At 72.9% G+C, this 20,078-nt stretch carries 20 protein-coding genes and 1 pseudogene; 13 read left to right on the forward strand and 8 right to left on the reverse strand.

The features are described from left to right. Nucleotides 1-39: 39 nt before the first annotated feature. On the forward strand, nt 40-999 hold the full coding sequence (locus Vau01_RS38315) for a DMT family transporter (protein ID WP_204004078.1): 960 nt from the start codon (nt 40-42) through the stop codon (nt 997-999). Nucleotides 1,000-1,009: 10 nt separating this feature from the next. After that, nucleotides 1,010-1,582, forward strand: a complete 573-nt coding sequence (locus tag Vau01_RS38320; protein WP_239152185.1) for a nucleotidyltransferase family protein — start codon at nt 1,010-1,012, stop codon at nt 1,580-1,582. On the opposite strand, the gene Vau01_RS38325 is transcribed toward Vau01_RS38320, so the two are convergent. The 3 genes from Vau01_RS38325 to Vau01_RS38335 all read right to left on the reverse strand — a co-directional run bounded on the left by Vau01_RS38325 (nt 1,566) and on the right by Vau01_RS38335 (nt 4,234). After that, nucleotides 1,566-2,819 carry an MFS transporter gene (locus Vau01_RS38325; protein ID WP_204004080.1) on the reverse strand — a complete coding sequence of 418 codons (1,254 nt, stop codon included), beginning with the start codon at nt 2,817-2,819 and terminating at the stop codon, nt 1,566-1,568. The genes Vau01_RS38320 and Vau01_RS38325 overlap by 17 nt on opposite strands. After that, nucleotides 2,816-3,460 carry an ArsR/SmtB family transcription factor gene (locus Vau01_RS38330; RefSeq protein WP_204004082.1) on the reverse strand — a complete coding sequence of 215 codons (645 nt, stop codon included), beginning with the start codon at nt 3,458-3,460 and terminating at the stop codon, nt 2,816-2,818. Before Vau01_RS38330 ends, Vau01_RS38325 begins: the two co-directional genes overlap by 4 nt. A 192-nt stretch (nt 3,461-3,652) precedes the next feature. Then, nucleotides 3,653-4,234: a TetR/AcrR family transcriptional regulator gene (locus Vau01_RS38335; RefSeq protein WP_204004084.1), complete on the reverse strand. Its 582-nt coding sequence runs from the start codon at nt 4,232-4,234 to the stop codon at nt 3,653-3,655. Between the two features lie 82 nt (nt 4,235-4,316). Here Vau01_RS38335 and Vau01_RS38340 point away from each other — a divergent pair, with 82 nt between their 5' ends. Together Vau01_RS38340 and Vau01_RS63850 are read left to right on the forward strand one after the other, a co-directional pair. Next, complete coding sequence (locus tag Vau01_RS38340) at nt 4,317-5,078, forward strand: alpha/beta hydrolase family protein (protein WP_204004087.1); 762 nt, start codon at nt 4,317-4,319, stop codon at nt 5,076-5,078. Beyond that, nucleotides 5,075-6,046: pseudogene (locus Vau01_RS63850) on the forward strand (YbfB/YjiJ family MFS transporter); the annotation flags it as partial. The gene Vau01_RS38340 and the pseudogene Vau01_RS63850, both read left to right, overlap by 4 nt. Here the strand turns inward: Vau01_RS63850 and Vau01_RS38345 are convergent. Further along, entirely contained in the window at nt 6,026-7,222 is a 1,197-nt protein-coding gene (locus tag Vau01_RS38345; RefSeq protein WP_204004089.1) for an AI-2E family transporter, read from the reverse strand. The pseudogene Vau01_RS63850 and the gene Vau01_RS38345 sit on opposite strands and share 21 nt — an antisense overlap. Before the next feature lie 89 nt (nt 7,223-7,311). Here Vau01_RS38345 and Vau01_RS38350 point away from each other — a divergent pair, with 89 nt between their 5' ends. Both Vau01_RS38350 and Vau01_RS38355 read left to right on the forward strand, forming a co-directional pair. After that, complete coding sequence (locus tag Vau01_RS38350; RefSeq protein ID WP_204004092.1) at nt 7,312-7,665, forward strand: nuclear transport factor 2 family protein; 354 nt, start codon at nt 7,312-7,314, stop codon at nt 7,663-7,665. A 27-nt stretch (nt 7,666-7,692) separates the two neighbouring features. Continuing rightward, complete coding sequence (locus Vau01_RS38355) at nt 7,693-8,886, forward strand: MFS transporter (protein WP_204004095.1); 1,194 nt, start codon at nt 7,693-7,695, stop codon at nt 8,884-8,886. Here Vau01_RS38355 and Vau01_RS38360 read toward each other — a convergent pair. Continuing rightward, nucleotides 8,871-9,317, reverse strand: a complete 447-nt coding sequence (locus tag Vau01_RS38360) for a hypothetical protein (RefSeq protein ID WP_204004098.1) — start codon at nt 9,315-9,317, stop codon at nt 8,871-8,873. The two genes, Vau01_RS38355 and Vau01_RS38360, sit on opposite strands and share 16 nt — an antisense overlap. Nucleotides 9,318-9,372: 55 nt before the next feature. Further along, nucleotides 9,373-9,867, reverse strand: coding sequence for an SsrA-binding protein SmpB (smpB, locus tag Vau01_RS38365; RefSeq protein WP_204004108.1), 495 nt, complete (start codon nt 9,865-9,867; stop codon nt 9,373-9,375). A 68-nt stretch (nt 9,868-9,935) separates the two neighbouring features. Between smpB and Vau01_RS38370 the strand changes: the two genes are divergently transcribed. Then, complete coding sequence (locus Vau01_RS38370; RefSeq protein ID WP_204004111.1) at nt 9,936-11,357, forward strand: outer membrane protein assembly factor BamB family protein; 1,422 nt, start codon at nt 9,936-9,938, stop codon at nt 11,355-11,357. On the opposite strand, the gene Vau01_RS38375 is transcribed toward Vau01_RS38370, so the two are convergent. Then, complete coding sequence (locus tag Vau01_RS38375; RefSeq protein ID WP_204004114.1) at nt 11,297-12,529, reverse strand: MFS transporter; 1,233 nt, start codon at nt 12,527-12,529, stop codon at nt 11,297-11,299. The two genes, Vau01_RS38370 and Vau01_RS38375, sit on opposite strands and share 61 nt — an antisense overlap. A gap of 241 nt (nt 12,530-12,770) precedes the next feature. On the opposite strand from Vau01_RS38375, the gene Vau01_RS38380 reads away from it, so the two are divergent. Genes Vau01_RS38380 through Vau01_RS38390 form a run of 3 tightly spaced genes read left to right on the forward strand, consistent with a single transcriptional unit; the run spans nt 12,771 to nt 15,651 of the window. Continuing rightward, complete coding sequence (locus Vau01_RS38380) at nt 12,771-14,111, forward strand: serine hydrolase domain-containing protein (RefSeq protein WP_204004116.1); 1,341 nt, start codon at nt 12,771-12,773, stop codon at nt 14,109-14,111. A 56-nt stretch (nt 14,112-14,167) separates the two neighbouring features. After that, the gene (locus Vau01_RS38385) at nt 14,168-14,944 is read left to right on the forward strand and encodes an MBL fold metallo-hydrolase (RefSeq protein ID WP_204004118.1); all 777 of its coding nucleotides are present in this window, start codon (nt 14,168-14,170) and stop codon (nt 14,942-14,944) included. Nucleotides 14,945-14,982: 38 nt separating this feature from the next. Next, nucleotides 14,983-15,651, forward strand: coding sequence for a FadR/GntR family transcriptional regulator (locus tag Vau01_RS38390; protein WP_204004120.1), 669 nt, complete (start codon nt 14,983-14,985; stop codon nt 15,649-15,651). 7 nt (nt 15,652-15,658) lie between these two features. Here the strand turns inward: Vau01_RS38390 and Vau01_RS38395 are convergent, their stop codons facing one another. Then, entirely contained in the window at nt 15,659-16,051 is a 393-nt protein-coding gene (locus Vau01_RS38395) for a VOC family protein (RefSeq protein WP_204004122.1), read from the reverse strand. 113 nt (nt 16,052-16,164) lie between these two features. Between Vau01_RS38395 and Vau01_RS38400 the strand changes: the two genes are divergently transcribed. From Vau01_RS38400 to Vau01_RS38410, 3 genes are all read left to right on the forward strand, one after another. Further along, nucleotides 16,165-16,599 carry a nuclear transport factor 2 family protein gene (locus Vau01_RS38400; protein WP_204004124.1) on the forward strand — a complete coding sequence of 145 codons (435 nt, stop codon included), beginning with the start codon at nt 16,165-16,167 and terminating at the stop codon, nt 16,597-16,599. Nucleotides 16,600-16,643: 44 nt separating this feature from the next. Then, the gene (locus Vau01_RS38405; protein WP_204004126.1) at nt 16,644-17,141 is read left to right on the forward strand and encodes an LGFP repeat-containing protein; all 498 of its coding nucleotides are present in this window, start codon (nt 16,644-16,646) and stop codon (nt 17,139-17,141) included. 134 nt (nt 17,142-17,275) lie between these two features. Further along, nucleotides 17,276-20,074: an AfsR/SARP family transcriptional regulator gene (locus Vau01_RS38410; protein WP_204004128.1), complete on the forward strand. Its 2,799-nt coding sequence runs from the start codon at nt 17,276-17,278 to the stop codon at nt 20,072-20,074. The last annotated feature ends 4 nt before the right edge of the window (nt 20,075-20,078 follow it).

Here is a 20,078-nt window from a genome sequence, read left to right on the forward strand (position 1 = left end):
CCGATCTATATGCCACAGTCGCCGTGGATCATCGGGAGCATGCGCACCAACCACCGTTCCACCCTGCTCGCCCTCACCGCGTCCGGCCTTCTCTGGGGCACCACCGTGCCGCTGTCGAAGGTCGCCCTCACCGGCATGAGCCCGGCCTGGCTGACCGTCGCGCGCTTCGCGCTGGCGGTGCTGCCGCTCGCCTGGGTAGGACGGCGCCATCTGCGCCGGGCCGTCTCGCCGGGGATCCTGGTGTCGGGGGTCACCGGGTACGGCGCGGTGATCGTCCTGCAGAACGCCGGCATCCAGCGGACCAGCGTGTCGCACGCGGCACTGTTGATCGGGGCGATGCCCGTGCTGGTCGCGCTCCTGATGGTCGCGCTCGGCCGGTCGCGGGTCGGCGCGGTGGCGTGGCTGGGCTTCGCGCTCGGGCTGGGCGGCGTCGTCCTCGTGGCGGTGATCGGAGCAGACGCGGGGAGCACGGCCACGCTCGCCGGCGACGCCCTGGTCGTGCTGTCGCTGCTGTTCTCCGCGGCGTTCATGGTCACCCAGCCCCGGCTCCTGTCCGGCCGCGACCCGGTGGCGGTGACCGCCGTGCAACTCGCCGCCGCCGCCGTGGGCACCCTGCCCCTCGCCCTGGCCCTCGACGGCGCGCCGCCCACCGCCCCCGGCGTGGCGCCGACGGCCGCGATGATCGGCCTGGCGATCGGCGGCACGCTGGTGCCGTTCACGCTGTTCGCGTGGGCACAGGCGCGCATCTCCCCGGAGATCGCCGGCGCCTTCCTCAACCTCGAACCGTTGGTCGGCGTCGCGCTGGGCGTGGCCGCCTTCGGCGACCCGGTGGGCCCGCCGCAACTAGCCGGCGGTGCGGCGATCCTGCTGGGAATCGCGCTCTCCACCCTCCGCCGCCGCAAGCCCCCCGTCGATCTTGCAGTTGTGGTGCCCATCAGACCAGCGCAAACCACCCGCAACCCGGCACCACAACTGCAAGATCGACAGCTGGCTGCGTAGGGTCGGCATCGTGGAGGGGTTGATTCGGGGGAGCGCGTGGCTCATGCGGGTGCTTGACGCGGCGCGCTTCGAGCCGGGCGCGTGGGTCGGCGCCGGGGTGCTCCGTGACCTGGTCTGGGGGGAGCGGTACGGGTCCGGGTTCGAGCCGGCGCGGGTGCGCGACGTCGACGTGGCGTTCTTCGATCCGCACGACCTGAGCCGCGCCAACGACGACCGGGTGACAGAGCGGCTGCGGCAGCGGCTGCCCGACGTGCCGTGGGAGGCGAAGAACCAGGCGGCGGTGCACACGTGGTACCCGGCCCGGTTCGGCGGGGGCGCGGTCGAGCCGTTGACGTCGATCGGGGACGCCGTCGGCACGTGGCCGGAGACCGCCACGGCGGTGGCCGTCCGCCTCACCGCGACGGGCGACCTCGAGGTTTGCGCGCCGTTCGGGCTGGCCGATCTGCTCGACGGGGTCTGGCGGCGCAATCCCCGGCGCATCGGCGTCGACCAGTCCCGGGCCCGGCTCGACCGGCACCGGCCGCACGAGCGGTGGCCGGGCGTCACGGTCATCCCGCCGGAAGGCGTCATCCCGCCGGAATAGCCTCGCGGGCGTCGGCGGCCGGCTCGGGACGACGGTCGAGTTCGCGCCAGGACGGGAAGACGAACGGGGCCAGCGTGGTGAGCAGGTAGGCGGCGCCGAACACCCACAGCGCCGTGGTCAGGCCCCACGCCTCGGTGAGGTAGCCGCCGGCGAGGGCGCCGAACGGCAGGCCCAGCCAGGCGGACGACCGGACGACCCCGAGCACCCGGGCCCGGAGCTCGGTCGGGATCCGTTCGTAGGCCACCGCGCCGAGGATGGGGTTGATCGTGCCGCTGAACACCTCGGCGACGAACCAGACGGTCAGCGTCAGCACCAGCGAGTCGGACAGGGCGAGGACGACGAACCGGGGCGCGCCGCTCAGCACGAACGACACGCTGAACATCGACCAGCGCGGCAGCTTCGGGGCCAGCCAGGCGCCGAGGAAACTGCCGAGCACCGCCCCGCCACCACCGACGCCGCTGATCAGGCCGAGCACGGCGGGGGTGCCGATCTCGTCGCGGACCCACACCGGCACCATGACCTCGCCGAGCCCCTGGTCGAGCAGGTTGGTGACGGCGACCATCGTGATGATGCCCAGCAGCAACCGGTCGCCGCGGACGAACCGCAGGCCCTCGCCCAGGTCGCGGAGGTAGCCGCGCACGCCGGTGGCCTCGGCCGGCGGCGGTTCGGGGACCCGCACCCAGATCGCCGCGACCGCCGCCGCCACGGCGAACGTGCCCGCGTCGATGGCGATCACGGCCGGCGATCCGAACAGCGTCACCAGTACGCCCGCGAGCGGCGCGCCGAGCAGCAGCGCGGCGCGGTTGGCGCCGGAGTTCAGGCCGGCGGCCCGTTCCAGCGGGATCCCGCCGACCTCGGCGGTCGTCGGTACCAGCGGCCCGTTGGCGCAGTCGGCGACGCCGCGGAGCACACCCACCAGCACGACCAGCCCGATCAGCACCGGCAGCGTCAGGACGTCGAGGGCGTAGCAGACCGGGATGACCGCGATCGCGACGGCCGCCGCCGCGTTGCCCCACACGAACGAACGGCGCAGCCCGAACCGGTCGACCACCGGCCCGGCCAGCATCTGGGCGGCGACGTACGGGAGCAGCTGCGCGAACACCACGACGCCGGTCCGCGCCGCGCTACCGGTGGTGGTGAGCACCAGCCAGGGAATGGCGATCGCCGACATCGAGGTGCCCGCCACCGATACCACGTACGCGCTGATCAGCGCCGTGAACGGCGCCCGCCGGCTCACGGCGTCACCTCTTCGTCCGGAAGCAGCTGGAACTGGAAGACGGCGCGCTCCGCGCCGTCGCCTCTGGGCGGCGCCCCGGCCGCGCGGAGATGGCGGTGCACGACGGCCGTGACCTCGGCGGACAACGCGCGGGCCTCCTCGGGCGTGACCTCGATGGAGATCTCGCTGAACGTCCACGGCATGGTGTGCAGCTCCTCGACCCGGGACGGCAGACTGTCCACGAAGGACATCGCCCGGCGGTTGGCGGCGTCGACGCTGAGCCGCACGTACTGGATGCCCAGGCCGATCGTCTCGTCGTCGCCGGGGTCGTCGGGGGAGCGGAAGCTGAACCCCGACCGGCGGTAGGGCGTGCGCCAGAACCGGTCGCGGCCGTTGCCCTGCTCGGGGTCGTCCTCGACGAAGCCGAGCTCGGCCAGGATCCGCAGGTGGTAGCTCGTGGTGCCGCTCGACTCGCCGATGCGGCGGCCGAGCTGCGAGGCGGTGGCGGGCCCGTCGGACTCCAGCAGGTTCAGCAGCCGCACCCGGATCGGGTGCACGAGACCGCGCAGGCGGCGCGGGGTGAGGATGAGGTCGCGGGCCGGGTCGATGCCGGCCGGCCAGCCACCGGGCGGCGGGGTGGGGTTGCCGGGGTTCGCTGCCATGCACCGAGAGTAAACCGCAAAGAGAATTTTGCAAAGACTTCTCTGCGGTTTCGCCTCGGCCGGTGCCCGCCCCTGCCGGATCTTGGACTCCCCGCGGTGCCCCAGGCCCGCACGGAGTCCAAGATCGCGTCGGACGCGCCTACTGCGCCGGATGCGCCTACCGCGCCGGGTGCCGCGACAGCGTCGAGGCGGCTACCGTGCGGCGCGTAACAGGGTGAGGGCTGCGTGCTTGGCCACCTCGGCGGCGTCCGGAGCGGCGTGGTGGTCGGCGAGGACCGTCGCGCCCACCAGGAGCGTCAGCAGCTGGCGCCCCAGAGCCTCCGGGTCGGTGGCGCCGGCCCGGGTGGCGATGCCGGTCAGCAGGTCGAGGCGGCGGTCCAGGTGACGGGCGGCCAGCGCGCGTTCCGCGCCGTCGTGGTGCTGGGTGGCGGCGTTGAGGATGGCGCAGCCGCGGAAGCGGGGCTCGGCGTGCCAGCGTCCCAGCGTGTCGAACACGGCGGCGAGCCGGTCGAACGCGTCCTCCCCGGCAGCGGCCGCGGCTTCGTCGAGCCAGCGGACCAGCCGGTCGCTGCGGGCCTGCAGCACCGCCAGCACCAGCCCGTCCTTCGAGCCGAAGTGGCGGTACAGCGTCTCCTTGGACACCCCGATCGTCGTGCACAGCTCGGTGACCCCGATGCCGTCGAGCCCGCGCGTGTAGAGGAGCCGGGTGGCCGCGTCGAGGATCGCCGCGCGGGTCGAGGCCGGGTCGAGGGTGGCGCCTTTGGGGACGGGCATGTCACAGATGGTACCGCTCGGTTCGATCGCCCTGTACGGTGACGTCGAACCGATCGGTACCATCACGGAGCGAGGACCACGCATGGACGCCAGCACCCCCGCCGTCACCTTCGACAGCCACGGCGAGACCCTGCTCGGCGTCCTGCACCTGCCGGCCGGCGCGGGGCCGCACCCGGTCGTCGTGGTGCTGCACGGTTTTCCCGGCAACGAGCGCAACTTCGACCTCGCCCAGGCGCTGCGCCGGGCCGGGTACGCCGCGCTCGTCTTCCACTACCGGGGGTCGTGGGGCGTCGGCGGGTCGTGGTCGTGGCGACACGTCCTGGAGGACACCGCCGCCGTGGTCACGGCCGTCCGCAGCGGCCGGCATCCATTGGACGCGGACCGCGTGGCCCTCGTCGGCCACAGCCTCGGCGGGTTCGCCGCCCTGATGACCGCCGCCGCCGACCCGGCCGTCGCCGCGGTCGTCTCGGTGGCCGGCTTCGACTTCGGCGTCGCGGCCGCCGCGTGCCGGGCCGACGAACACGCGCGGCAGGCGTACGTCGACGCGTTCGACGAGGACCTGCTCCCGTTGCGGGGGACGAGCGGCGCGGCGCTGGTGGCCGAAATGGAGGCGGCCGGGCCGGCGTGGCGGCTGGCCGACCTGGCACCGCGGCTCGCCGGCCGTCCGGTGCTGCTGATCGGCACCGGTCGCGACCCGGTGACCCCGGCGGAGCTGCACCACGCGCCGCTGGTCGCGGCGTACCGGACCGCGGAGCACCACGTCTTCCCGACCGACCACGCGCTGTCCGACCACCGCCTCGAACTGGCCCGCACGGTGATCGACTTCCTCGGCCGGAACCTGTGAGCGCGCGCCTCGCCCTGGGTACCGCGTCGGCGCTCGGGCTCGGACGGTTCGCCTACGGTCTCATCCTCCCGGCCATGACCGGGGACCTGCACTGGGACCTCGCCCGCGCCGGCACGATGACCACGGCGAACGGCCTCGGCTACCTCGTCGGCGCGCTGGCCGCGGCCGCGGTGGTCCGCCGGGTCGGCCTGCCGGCCACGTTCCGCGCGGGCATGGTGCTGTGCGCCCTCGCGCTGGCGGCCACCGCCGCGACGACGGACTACGCGGCGCTGTTCGCCGCCCGCGCGGTGGCCGGGTTCGGCGGCGCGCTGGTGTTCATCGCGGGCGCGGTGATGGCGCCGACCGCGGTCTTCTTCGCCGGGACGGGCGTGGGGATCGCGCTGAGCGGCGCGGTCGTGCCGACGCTGCTCGCCGGCCGTCCCGACCGCTGGCCGCTGGCCTGGGCCGTGCTCGCCGTCGCGGCCGGCGTGGCGGCGGCGGTGAGCTGGGGCGCCACCCGGGAACCGGCCCCGGTCGCGGACGACGGCCGGCCGCCGAAGAGTCCACTGTGGACGGTCGCGGTCGCCTACCTGCTGTTCGCCGCCGGCTACATCGCCTACATCACGTTCCTGTCCGCCTACCTGGCCGACCGCGACGCCACCACCGCGCAGACCGCGCTCACCTGGACGCTGCTCGGCCTGGCCGTCGTCGCCGCGCCGAAGCTGCAGCGGAACATGTCGCTCGCCCTGGGAATCATCGCCGCCGCCGCGCTGCTCGCCCTGCTGGCACCGGTCCCCCCGACGGTCGTCCTGTCCGCGGTGGCCTACGGCGCGGTCTTCATGACCGTCCCCGCCACGGTCACCGGGCTGGTCCGCGCCGGGGCGCCACCCGGGCGCGTCACCGGAGTCCTGGCCGCGTTCACGGTCGTCTTCGCCGCCGGCCAGATGGCCGGTCCCTGGCTCGCCGGCCTACTCGCCGACCGCACCGGCCCGGGCGCCAGCCTCGTCTGGACCGCCGCGCTCTGCGGCGCCGCGTCCCTCGTCGCCGCCGTCGGTCCCGGGCGCCGGCAGCTCGCGCCCGGGCGGCGATAGATCGACCGGCGTCTCCTCCGGACCGACCGTCGGTTCGGGCTTCAGCCCACCGCGCCGGGCGTCCCAGATGTCCCGGGCCAGAATCTGCAGGATCCCGGCGATCGGGATCGCGAGCAACGCACCCAGGATCCCGGCCAGCTCCACCGCGAGCAGGATCGCGATGAGCACCGTCAGCGGGTTGAGCTTCACCGTGCGGGCGAACACGACCGGTTGCAGCAGATGGTTCTCCAACTGCTGGTAGACGATGAAGAACACCACGGTCACCACGCCCGCGGTCACCGACTGCGTGAACGCCGCCAGCGACGCGACCACCGCGCCCAGCGTCGCGCCGACGAGCGGGACCAGGTCGGCCAGCGCGACGAACAACGCGATGAGCCCCGCGTACGGGACGCCCAGCACCATCAGCACCGCGTACGTGAGGAGCCCGCACACGAGGCTGATGATCAGGTTGCCGCTGATGTACCCGGTGACGGTCCGCGCGCAGTCGCGTCCGACGCGACGGATCCGCTCGGCGCGCCGGTCGTCGACGAGCGTCAGGAACGCGTCGACCGCCCGCGGCCCCTCCAGGACCATCAGGTACGACAGGACGAAGATCGTCACGATGCCGGCGACGGTCGTCGCGACCCCGGTGAGGAACGCCAGCGTCGGCGCGCCGAGGCCGGACGCGTACTCGCGGATCTTGTCGGCGTTGTCCTGCACGTACCGCACCACGTGGAAGCGCTCCATCAGGCCGCCGACCGGCCCGCGACCGTTCCGGGCGTCCTCGACGATCCGCGGGAAGTCCTTCGCCACCTGGGCGCCCTCGTTCACCAGCGGCACCACGAACAGCGTGACCAGCCCGGCGAGCACGACGAACACCACGATGAACACCAGCAGCGTCCCGAGCCACCGGCGCCGGAACGCCATCCGCCGCGTGACCCACGTGACCGGTGGATGCAGCGCGACGGCGAAGAACACCGAGATGACGATCCACGTCAGCACGCGGCGCGTCTCGTAGGCGAGGAACAGCACCGCCACCGTCGCCAGGACCAGCCCGATCACGATGAGGGTGCGCCGCGCAAAACCCGTCTCCACGCCCGTCAGCTACCCGGGACGCAAAAGGACAAACCGCGTACGGAAATCTACGTATGGCGTTGTCCGGCCCGGTCCGGTGTCCTGTGGCCATGTTCACCGACCACGTCTTCACCCTTGTCGACAAGCGGGACGCCGAGGGCTTCGCCGCGCTGTTCGCCCCGGACGGGCGATTCGTCTTCGGCAACGCCGACCCGATCGTCGGGCCGGCCGCGATCGCCGCCGCCGTCGGCGCCTTCTTCGCCGGCATCGACGGCCTGCGCCACGAGCTCCGGAACCGCTGGGAGAGCGGCGCCGACACCGTGGCCGAGCTCGTCGTCGAGTACGACCGGCGGGACGGGGGCGCGGTGCGGGTCCCGGGGGTCACCATCTTCACCCGCGACGGTGCCGGTCTCGTCACCGACTACCGCATCTACGTCGACCTGGCGCCCTTGTTCGCACCCTGACCTGGGCGGGCCGTACCGTCTCCGATCATGACGACGGGGACGGTGACGGGCGGGCGGCGGGTGCTGGCACCGCTGGGGCTGGTGTTCCTGATCGTCGGGTTGGCCAACTCGCTGGTGGTCCCGTTCATCTCGCTGTTCCTGGCCACCGAGGTGCACGCCACCGCGGTACAGACGACGGTGATCCTGGTCGCCTACCCGGTGTCGGCCGTGGTAGCGGCCTGGGCGGTGGGACGCGTCTCCGACCGGTGGCCGGTGCGGCGCCCGTTGATGGTCGGCGCGTCGCTGGCCGGGCTGATCGGCATGGGACTCACCGCGGTCGTCCGCGACTACTGGGTGCTGCTCGCCGTCACCGTCACCGCGACGGCCGCCGCGGGCGTGCTGTTCCCGCAGACGTTCGCGTTCGCGCGGGAGGTGCTGGCGCAGCGCGACCCGAAGCGGGCGGCGCTCGGAATCAGCGTGCTGCGCACGGTCTTCTCGATCGCGTGGGTGGCCGGCCCGCCGGTTGCCGCGGCGCTGCTGGCCGTCGGCGGCTTCCCCCTCGTCTACGGCGCCGCCGCCGCCATGTACGGCCTGGCCGCCGTGGTCGCCTTCCGGCTGCCCGACGCGGAGGCGCCCGCCCCCGCCCCGGCGTCCACGGACGCCGACGGGCCGGCCGCCGGCCTCCGATTCACCATCCTCCTGACGATCGTGGCGTTCGTCCTCCTGCAGACCCCGCTCAACCTCGGCGGGCAGGCGGTGGCCCTGTTCACCACCGAGGAACTCGGCGGCACGGTGACCGACGCCGGCCTGATCCTCGGGCTGTGCGCGGCGCTGGAGATCCCGCTGATGCTGGGGCTGGGCGTGCTCTCCACACGCGTGCCGCTGCGCGTCCTGATCCTGCTGGGCGCGGCCGCCGGGATCGCCTACCAGGCGATGGCCGCGGCGTCCCACGAGGTGTGGCAGCTGGCCGCCGCCCAACTGTTCAACGCGCTGTTCATCGCCGCGATCTCCGCCCTGGGCATCCCGTACGTGCAGGACCTCATGCCGGACCGCCCCGGCCACGCGACGACGATGTCGACCAACACGTTCCCGATGGGCCAGATCGTGGCCGGCCCGCTCTTCGGGCTGGCCCAGTCGAACGGCTACCGGCTGGCGTACGTGATGAGCCTGGGGTTGTGCGTGCTCGGGTTCCTCCTGCTGCTGGCGACCCGACCGCGGCCGCCGGCTCAGTCGCCGGAGTAACCGAAGAAGAAGATCTCCGTGGGCACGCCCGCCTCGTCGTGCAGCACCGCGCACCGGCCGAACGACCGCTCCCGGACGAGCGACCACAGCGCACCGACGTGGTCCCGCGTCAGCGTGGCGGTACCGATCAGGTCGAGCGCCTCCGCCGCGCCGACCGGTTCGACCGTTCCGTAGTCGGGCTTCTCGCCGGTGTCGAGCACGCGATCGACGTCCAGGATCGAGTGCGTGCCCGCCTCCTGCACCTCCTCCGCGGCCCAGAGCTCGTCTTCCGTCTGCGGCCGGTTCGGAAAATCGGCGGCGGACTTGCCGAACTCGTACGGAACCGCCCACCAGTAGTCGCCGGTGTCGAGAACGTGCTGCCGCAACGCGTCCAGCGCCGCCTGCAGGTCCGGCTGATACGCGACGTAGTAGTCCCATTGCGACGCGCCCATGGTGCTCCCTCGGTTGATCTCCGGGCAAGCTAACATCCCCGCCGGACACGGGCAGCTACGGGCGGCGGCCCTGCACGTGGCGGCCCTTCACATGGCGGCCGAACTGGCGCGCGATCTCCCGGTTGGCGTCGCGCTCCGCGAGGACCTGCCGCTTGTCGAACGAGCGCAGCCCCCGCGCCAGCCCCAGTTCCACCTTCGCCCACCCGTTGCTGAAATAGATCGACAACGGAATCAGCGTCACCCGGTCCTCGCGCACCTTCGTGCGGATGCGGTCGATCTCCACCCGGTTCAGCAGCAGTTTCCGGATGCGGCGAGGGGCGTGGTTCGTCCACGTGCCGTGGCTGTACTCCGCGATGTGCAGGCCGTACAGCAGCAGTTCGCCGTCGTGCTCCTGGGCGAACGCGTCGGCCAGCGACACCCGGCCCGCGCGCAACGACTTCACCTCGGTACCGAGCAGCGCGATGCCCGCCTCGTACGTTTTCAGGATCGCGTAGTCGTGCCGGGCCCGGCGGTTCGTCGCCACGGGCCTGCGGCCGGTTTCCTTCGGCACCCCACGATCGTAGGCGCCTCGACCTCAGGCCCGGTCCACGCGACGGACTGATGGGGCATCCTGGGTGGATGGGCGGTGCCGTCATCGAACTGGGGTACGCCCAGCCGTGGGAGCCCGAGCCGGAGCCGCCGCCGCGCTGGCCGCCGAGGCCGCCCACCTGGCTGGTGCCCGCCCTGGTCGCGGCCGTCACCCTGCTGACGCTCGGCGCGGCCGCCACGCCCCGGCAATGGGACCCGGTGCTGTCCCAGCGCGACCAGAACACCTCGCTGCACTTCGGTGCCGACGACACCGCCTACCTCACGACCCAGCGGATCCGCAGCGGTCGCCTGCAGGCCTACCGACCCGGCCGGGCCGGCGCGCTGTGGACGGCGAACTTCCCCGGCGGATACCCCGTCCCGGTCCTCGACGCCGACCCGACCCTGCTGACCATGACCGTGTACGACCCCGCCCCCGACGGGCAGGCCACCGGCAACGCCGTCCAGGGGCGCGACCCGCGCACCGGCCACATGCTGTGGACCCGGCCCGGCACCGGTCTGCTGGGCATCGGCGCCGACGTCGCCGTGGTCACCGACCGGCAGGAGGGCGGCGGCGCGGTGCCCGGCCCGGCCACGTTCGACCGGTTGGGCCTCGACCCGGGTGCCGACGTGGTGGTGCTGGACCCGGTCGACGGCTCGGTGATCAGCACGCGGCGGGCCGCGGCGCCGGACTGGCCGGCCGGCCGGATCGAGGCGGTCGACCGGCGCACCGGCCGGTCGCGCTGGACCCGCACCGTCGCCCCCGACGTGCTCATCGGCACCGAGGAGGTACCCGCCGGCCGTGCTCCGCGCGTCGTCGAACTGGCCCTCGACGGGCGGCTGCGGCTGAGCGACCCGGCGACCGGCGAGACGCGGCACGAGACGCGGCTCGGGCTCGTCGGGCGGCCGCTGCACGTCTCCGTCACCGGCGGGGTCGTGGTCGTCCACCAGCAGCCGCCGGCCGGCGAGCCGCGCGTGTCCGTGGCGTACGACCTCGCCACGGGGACGACCAGTTGGAGCCAGGACACCCAGACCACCTCGTTCTGCGGCGAGCGCTACCGCTGCGCCTCCGAACCGGGGACGCTGACGGTCACCGATCTCGCCTCCGGCTCCGTCCGCTTCCGGGGCCGCAGCGACCTGTTCATGGTCAACGGTGACCGCCTGATCGTGTCGTGGGAGGCGATCCTGCCCCGACCCGCCGGCACCCAGGTGTACGACCTGCGCACCGGCCGCCGGTCGCAGGACTACCGGGGCTGGTTCCTCGCCAGCTTCGAGGACGGGGCGAGCCTCCTGGTGCAGCAGACGTCCGGCGGGACACTGCTGGTGTCGACGGTCGCGCACGCCTCGGGCCGGGTGACGATGGTGGGCCGCGCGACCGGCTGGATCGGCACGGCGTCGTGCACCCGCGGCGTCCGCTACGCCGGCTGCGTCGGGCCGTCGGGCGTGCGGATCTGGCGCCTCCCCCGGGAGACCTGAGGGAGCAGCAACGGCGTCGCCAGGATCAGGACCCCGGCCACCGCGATCGCCGTGCGCGGGCCGGTCGCGGCGGCGAGCAGTCCACCGAGCGCGCTGAGCACCGCGATCGACACGCCGCTGCTGATCGACCACGCCGTCAGCGTCCGAGCGACGCGGTCCGTGGGCGTGTTGTCGAGCCGGTAGGTGGCGAGCACCGGCGTGTAGAGGCTCATGCAGACGATGATCGCGAGCTCGACGGCGATCACCGTCACGAGGCCGGCGACCCCCGGCCCCACGAACGCGAGGCCGATTAGCCATACGGCGCGCAGCGTCCCGACCGTGCGCAGGATCCGGTCGCGGCCGTACCGTGCCACCGCCCGGCGGGCGAGGCGCGAGCCGATCAGCCCGCCGAGGCAGGGCGCGGCGAACGCCAGGCCGTACTGCCAGGGCGAAAATCCGAGGTGACGCAGGAGCAGCACGGCCAGCAGCGGTTCCGTGGCCATGATGAGGCCGGCGACGAGCAGTTGGTTGAGGAAGAGTGGGCGCAGTCCCGGGTGGGTGAGCAGGTGTCGCCAGCCGTCGAGCAGGTCCGCGGCCCGCAAGCGGCTCGGATTTCCGTGCGGTGGGGGCGTATCCCGGTCATCTATTGCTTTTAGACAGAACGCGGAGAGCAGGTAGCTGACGGCATCGACCACGACGGTGATCATCGGGCCGACAGCGCCGATCGCCGCGCCGCCCAGCGGGGGCCCGACCGCGATGGCGCTCCAGGTGGTGGACTCGAGGCGCGCGTTGGCGGTGAGCAGCGCCGCCGGCCGCACGACCGCCTTCAGGTACGCCCCGCTGGCCGCGGTCGAGGCTATTCTGGCCGCCGCTATGGCCGCTGACACAACCATCAGTTGTGCGAATCCGAGCCAGCCGAAGGCGTAGGCGAGCGGGACCGTGAGCATGGCGGCGAACCGGGTGAGGTCCATGGCGATGAGCACCGGTCGCTTGCGGCGAAACTCGATCCACGGTCCGAGCGGTACGGCGATGAGCGCGCCGACGGCGGGACCCACGGCGGACAGCAGGGAAGCCTGGGCCGGTCCGACCTCGAGCACGAGCACGGCGATCAGCGGCAGGGCGCCGAAGGCGATCCCGGAGCCGTAGGCACTGACGGCGTACGCCGCCCACAGCCGCCGGAAACGTGTGTCCATGCACGGATCCCACCAGCGCCCCCGGGGCGAGATCAAACAACCCGTGCCACAACCTGTGGTTGTGCGGGCGCTCGATCCGGTGTGGGTCGGCGGTCGAAAAGCGCACTGGATCGAGCGTCGTGCATGCGTGACGGACATGGACGGGAATCTCCGAAATTTCCGGATGAAAAGTGTTGGTGGCCGGCCGCGCCGCGGCTCATTCCTCCGTAATCGCACACCTGCGACACCACGGAGGAACCACATGCGCACCATTCGCACCGGCCATCGGATGATGGTCGCCGTCACGGCGTTGGCCATCGGCCTCGGAACGTCCACAACACCCAGCACAGCGGGGGCAGCGGACCCACTCGCCGTAGTGAAGGCGCGCCTCTCGCCCGAGCTTGCCCGCCTCGTCGACGACGTCGACCGGCGCGTGCCGCTGGCGCCGCTCGCCGCCGACGGCAGCCTCGCCGGGCTGGAGCGGCCCGTCACCGCGCCGGAGCCGGAGGAGGACGACGAGGAGGAGAGCATCGGCGGCATCGGCTCGCCGGGCAAGACGTTCGACATGGACCTGTTCGAGCGTAACCTCCGCGCGACCCTGGCCCGGAAGACCGTCGGCTACGCGTACTCGATCGGGAAGTCCGGACAGCTCGACCGGCAGGCCGGCGTCGGCTTCGCGCGGGTGGCGCCGGACAACCCGGTGACGCCGCAGTCGGCGACCAAGGCGATGACCGTGGCGAGCATCAGCAAGCCGGTGACGGCCGCGGCGACGCTGCGGCTGCTGGAGCAGAAGGGTATCTCGGTCGACAGCCCGATCGGGCCGTGGCTGCCGGCGACGTGGCAGCGCGGTAACGGCGTCGACGCCATCACGTTCCGCCAGTTGATGACGCACACCAGCGGCCTGCTGCAGAACTACCAGACCGCCACCGGCACCACCGCCGGCAAGTCGACCGGTTCGTGGGGCAACATCCGCATCGCCGTCGGGCAGGATCTCGGGTCGAAGAGCTACAAGTACGCGAACATGAACTTCAGCATCTTCCGCATCATGGTCCCGAAGATCGCGTACGGCGTCGACCTCAGCCCGCTCTACGACGCCCCGCCGCCGAACGTCACGCCGGCCCAGATCGACTACCTCACCGGCACGGTGTTCCTCGCGTACCTGAAGCCCGTGCTGGCCCTCGCCGGCACGCAGGTGGGTTGCGCCAACACCGATCCCAACCCCACGAAGCTGTACGCGCTGGACGGCAAGGCCGGCTGGGGTCCGGCGGACTACACGCAGAGCTGCGGCGGCTTCGGCTACAACCTGTCCGCCAACGGGATCGCGTCGTTCATCTCGCACGTCCGCTACACGAACACGCTCGTGTCGCCGGCGGCGCGGTCGCTGATGGTCGACGGCGGCCTGGGTCTCAAGGCGTACAGCGGCGCGCACGGCACGTACCACGGTCACGGTGCCGTGTGGGCGATGTCGGGCGGGCGGGGCATGCGCGGATGCGTGATGTCGTTCGACATCCAGGTCGACGTCGCCCTGCTGGTGAACAGCCGCGGTGACTACCCGTCCGGCTGCGCGGTCGTCGTCGAGGCGTACGACAACGCCTGGGTCTGACACCACCGTGGGACGCGTGGCCGGAGCGACCGCTCCGGCCACGTATCATGCCCGGCGTGCGGGTGGAGCTGTTGGGCACCGGATCCGGGGACGGCTGGCCGAACCCCTGGTGCGTCTGCGATTCCTGCGCGTGGGCCCGCACGGAGCCGCGCCGCCAGACCAGTGCCCTGATCGACGACGCCCTGCTCGTCGACGCCGGCACGGCGCTGCACCGCGGCGTCTCGCTGCACGGGGTCCGCACCGTGTTGTTCACCCACGCCCACCCCGATCACGCCGACCCGCAACTGCTGCTGTGGCGGCAGGCGGCGATGGCGGCGGGCGCGTCGGTGGCACCGCTGGAGATCGCGGGACCGCCGGCCGCGCTGGACCTGTGCCGGCACTGGGTGGATCCCGCCGAGCCGGTGACGTGGACGCCGTTGCGCGCCGGCGACAAGGCCGACCTGGCAAGCGGCCACGCGGTCGAGGCGGTCGCCGCCAACCACTGGGCCGGCGTGGACGGCGTCGGCCCGGCGCTGCTCCACATCCTGGACGGACGGGTCCTCATCGGCTGGGACACGGCGGCGCCGCTGCCGCCGGCGTGCCGGTCACACGAGTTCGACCTCGTCCTGCTGGACTGCAACGACGGCGACCTCCCCGCGTCGGCTCACCACCACACGCTCGCCGACTTCGCGTCCACAGTGGACGATCTGCGCGTCCACGGCGCGATCGGACCCGGGACGCGGGTGGTGGCGGTCAGCCTCGGCCACGCCAACCCGCCCGGCCCCGAGCTGCGCCGCCGCCTGGCCGCCTGTGCCGCCGAGCCCGGCCACGACGGCCAGATCATCCACCTGTAGGACGTAGGCTCACCAGGACCATCAGGAGGGCAACAACCATGGCGCGGATCTCGCGCAGTGCCGAGGTCTCCCAGGCCGTTGTCGACCTCATCGTCGGGCAGGGCCTGCGTCCGGGCGCGCCGCTGCCCACCGAGGCGCAGCTGATGGCCGATCTCGGCACCAGCCGGGGCCCGTTGCGGGAAGCCGTCAAGACCCTGCAGGCGCAGGGCATCGTCGAGGTCCGGCACGGCTACGGGACGTTCGTGGGGCTGGCCGGCGCCGACGCGATCCTGCCGTGGCTGACCTTCCGCGCCCGGGACGTGTCGACCCTGGCCGACCTGCTCGACGTCCGCGAAATGATCGAGATCGGGCTGGCCCGTCGCCTCGCGGGCGGCGGCGTCCCGGCCGACACCGTGACGGCGTTGCGGGAATGCGTGGAGACGATGCGGTCCGGCGGCGCCGGTTCCGCGCCGGCCGACCGCCGCTTCCACGAGCTGATCTGCGAGGCGGCCGGCAACGCGCTCGCCCGCGACCTCGTGCGCGTGTTCTGGCAGACCTACGCCCGCGCCGAACACCAGGTCGGCGAGCGGCGCTCCGACGGCAATGCGCTCGCCGACCGGCACCGGGCCGTCGTCGACGCCCTGGCCGGCGGTGACCCCGCCGCGGCCGAGGACGCGGTGCGCCGGCACTTCGACGAGGTCCGCGAACGCCTGGCCCGCGCCCGCTGAGCCGGCCTCAGTACTCGGCGTAGATCTCCAGCACGTTGCCCTCCGGGTCGGCGAAGAACAGCGTGCGGTGCCGCCACTCCGTCAGGTCGGTGGGGCCACGGAGGACGCGCACGCCCCTGGCCATCAGGTCGGCGTGCCACGCGTCCACCGCGGGCGGCGGGACGCGGAACGCCAGTTGCACGCCCGCCGACCCGTCGACCGCCGGCCCGTCGTCGCCCCACGGAGCGACGCCCCGGGGCCGCAGCGACAGGATCGTGGACCCCATCCGGAACTCGATCCACCTCTCCCGTTCGGTCTCGATCGGCAGGCCCAGCACGTCGCGGTAGAAGGTCTTCATCTCGGCCAGGTTCCGGCAGAGGAGCACGGTGTGGTCGAGCGTCTTCAGGGGTGTCAGGTCCACCCGCGAACACTAGCCCGCAAGGTCGGCGCAAGGTTCCCGTTGAGATCGGCGGGCGACCGTTCTCCCGTGGTGGAGAACCAGATCGTCACCGCTCCCTCAGGAGGAGGAAACCCATGACCGAGGACCAACGGCTGTGCGTCGTCCGCCGGTTCATCGAAGAGGGCTGGAACAGCGGCTCCGGCACGCCCGTCGGCGACATCGTGGCCGACGGGTACGAGTCGAACGACGGCGTGTTCCTCGCGTTCAGCGGCGATTCCCGCGGTCCGCACCGCATGCGCGGCGCGGAGGCCGTCACCAGCCACATCGCGCAGTACCACGAGATCTACGACAACCTCAGGTTCACCATCGAGCGGATGACCGTCGACGGCGACACGGTCACCACCGTCTGGGCGCCGACCGGCACCACCAGGAAAGAGACGTTCATCGACCGCGCCGGGCGCCAGCGGCCGTTCGAACTGAAGGACGTGGGCGTCAGCCGCACCGCCGTCGTCGACGGCAAGGTGACGCGGCACGACCTGTTCTGGGCCCGCGATCCGCTGTCCCCGTGAGCGCACGGTCCGCGGGACACCTTTGATCCGGAAGGAGAACGACGATGAGCGCGATCGACGACAAGTGGAGGCAGAACCAGTGGCTCGGCCAGCCGGTGGACGAGGGTGCGGGCAGCGCCGAGATGTCCCTGCCCGACGGGCGCGGCCGCGTCCGCGACTTCCAGAACGGCTCCATCTACTGGACGCCGGAGCACGGCGCGTTCGAGGTGCACGGTGACATCCGGGTGAAGTGGGCGCGGTGCGGTGGGCACGGCGGCTTCCTCGGCTACCCGGTCACCGACGAACTGGGCTGCGGTCCGGGCAACGGGCGCTTCAACCACTTCGAGGGCGGCTCCATCTACTGGCGGCCCGACCTCGGCGCGCACGAGGTCCACGGTCAGATCCGCGACCTGTGGGCGCAACTCGGCTGGCAGGCGGGGCGCCTCGGCTACCCCGTCAGCGACGTCCGCGGCACGCCGGAGCGCCGGGGAAGCACGTTCGAACACGGAACCATCACGTGGACGCCGCAGACCGGCGCGGTGATGTTGCCCAAGACCGACTGAGAGGACACCCGCGCCGGTTCCTGTTCATCGACGAACCCGACGGGTAACGCTTATCCGACAAGGTTTTCTCACTTGCGGGCCACGCCGCGACCGGTCAGCATTCTCGGTAGTGTGCTGACTACGGGTGGTCAATGGTGGAGTTCCGGTTGTTCGGCGAAGTGGAGGCCCTCGCCACGGGCCGTCCCCTCGACGTCGGTACGCCACGGCAGCAGGCGGTGCTCGCGGCCCTGCTCGTCGACGCGGGCCGGCCGGTCACCGTCGAGACGCTGATCGACCGCATCTGGGGCGACAACCCACCGGCCGAAACGCGGAACGTCCTCTACTCCCACCTCAGTCGGATCCGGCAGATGCTGAAAAAGAGCGGCACCGACGAGCGGGTCGAACGGCGACATGCCGGATACGTCCTCACGGTCGACCCCGACCGGGTCGACCTGCACCGCTTCGCCCGCCTGGTCGACCGGGGCCGGGACCCGCAGTCGTCCGACACCGACCGGGCGCGGGTCCTGGCCGAGGCGCTCGGCCTGTGGCGCGGCACGCCGCTCGCCGCGCTGCCCGGCGACTGGGCCGGCCAGATCCGCTCCAGCTGGCAGCGCCGGCGGCTCGACGCCGCCGTGCAGTGGGCGCAGGCGGAACTGCGGCTCGGCCGCACGGCGGCGGTGATCGCGACGCTGCCCGATCTCGTCGCCGAGCACCCGTTGGTGGAGCCGCTCGAGGGCTGCCTGATGGAGGCGCTGCGGGCGGCGGGACGCGCCGCGGAGGCGCTCGACCGGTACGCCGCCCTGCGCGAGCGGCTCGCCGACGAACTCGGCACCGACCCGGGCCCGGAACTGCGGGCGCTGCACCAGACGCTGTTGCGCGGCGGCGAGCCCGCCACCCCGCCGGTCAGGATCGTCGCCGCCCTCCCCGAACCGGTATCGCCGGCGCAGCTGCCGCCCGACGTCTCCGGGTTCAGCGGTCGCACGGCGGAGGTCGCCGAGCTCGACGCCGTGCTCGACGGGGCGTCCAGCTCGGCGTCAATCTCGGCCGCCGCGGTATCGGGCACGGCCGGCATCGGCAAGACCGCGCTCGCCGTGCACTGGGCCCACCGGGTCGCCGACCGGTTCCGCGACGGCCAGCTCTACGTGAACCTCCAGGGCTTCGACGCGACCGGCGCGCCGGTGCAGCCGGCCGAGGCGGTGCACCGGTTCCTCGACGCGTTCGGGGTTCCGGCGGAGCGGATCCCGGACGGGCTGGAGGCACAGGTCGGGCTGTACCGGAGCCTGCTGGCGAACCGCCGGGTGCTGGTGGTGCTCGACAACGCCCACGACGAGGAGCAGGTGCGTCCGCTGCTGCCGGGCGCGCGCGGCTGCATGGCGGTGGTCACGAGCCGCAACCGGCTCACCGGTCTCGTCACCACCACCGGCGCGCACCCGCTGACGCTCGACCTGCCGTCCGCCGCCGAGGCCCGCGAGCTGATGGCGCGCCGGCTCGGCGCCGACCGGCTGGCCGCCGAGCCCGACGCGGTCGACGAGATCGTGCGGTTGTGCGCGCGGCTGCCGCTGGCGCTGGCGATCGTGGCCGCCCGGGCCGCCATGAACCCGGGGTTCGGGTTGGGCGTGCTGGCCGCCGAACTGCGCGCCGCCCGGGGCGGGCTCGACGAGTTCGCCGGCGCCGACCGGACCACCGACGCGCGGGCGGTGTTCTCGTGGTCCTACCGGCAGTTGGACCCGGCGGCGGGCACCCTCTTCCGGCTGCTGGGGCTGCACGCGGGTCCCGACATCGCCACCGCGGCGGCCGCGGCCCTGTGCGGACGCCCACCGCGCGAGACCCGGCCGCTGCTCGCCGAACTCTGCCGCGGACACCTGCTCACCGAGCACGTCCCCGGCCGGTACACGTGTCACGACCTGCTCCGCGCGTACGCCACCGAACTGACCCACAACGTCGACACCGACGCGGAACGGCGCGCCGCGCTCGCGCGGGTGATCGGCTACTACACGCACAGCGCCGACGCGGCCGATCTCCTGCTGAACCCGTACCGCGACAATCCGGCGCCGCTGCCCGCGGTCCCCGGCGGGGTCGACGTGGCCCGGCTCGACGACCGCGCGCACGCGCTGGCGTGGTTCCGGGCCGAGTATCCGGTGCTGCTCGCGGTGATCCGGCAGGCGAGCGGGTTCGACGACCACCTGTGCCCGCTCGGCTGGATCCTCAGCCGCTTCTTCGGGTACCAGGGGCACTGGCGCGACTCGATCACCGTGCTCGGCATCGCGTCGGCGGCCGCGCACCGGCTGGGCGACCCGCACCTGATCGCCGTCGCCCACCGGTCGCTCGGCAACGCGCACGTCCGGTCCGGAAACTTCACCGACGCGGAGACCTATCTGGGACGCGCACTGCGCGCCTACGCGGGCGACCCGGTCGGCGAGGCGCACACCCAGCGGAGCCTGTGCTGGCTGCGCGACCGGCAGGGCCGGCACGAGGAGTCGCTGGAGCACGCCCAACGGGCGCTGGAGCTGTTCGAGGCGGCCGGGCACCGGCCCGGGCAGGCGCGGGCGCTCAACGCCGTCGGCTGGTCCCACGCCGTGCTTGGCCGGTACGCCGACGCGGTGGCCTACTGCGACCGGGCGCTGGCGCTGCAACGCGAACTGGGCGACCGGCTCGGCCAGGCGGAGACGGGCGACAGCCTCGGCTACGCGCTGCACCGGCTGGGCGAGCACACCCGCGCGATCGAGTCCTACCGCGCCACGATCGACCTGTACCGCGAGTTCGACGACCGGTACAACGAGGCCGACACGATGGTGTCGCTCGCCGAGGTGCACCGCGCCGCCGGCGACCCCGACGCCGCGCGGGTCATGTGGCTGGCCGCGCTGGACATCTTCACTCAGATGGGTCACCCGGACGCGGATACGACACGCGCAAACCTCGACCGCCTTGACGCCGAGACCGTAGGGTCATCGTGACTCT

It is taken from the genome of Virgisporangium aurantiacum (assembly GCF_016863635.1).
GTDB lineage: Bacteria > Actinomycetota > Actinomycetes > Mycobacteriales > Micromonosporaceae > Virgisporangium > Virgisporangium aurantiacum.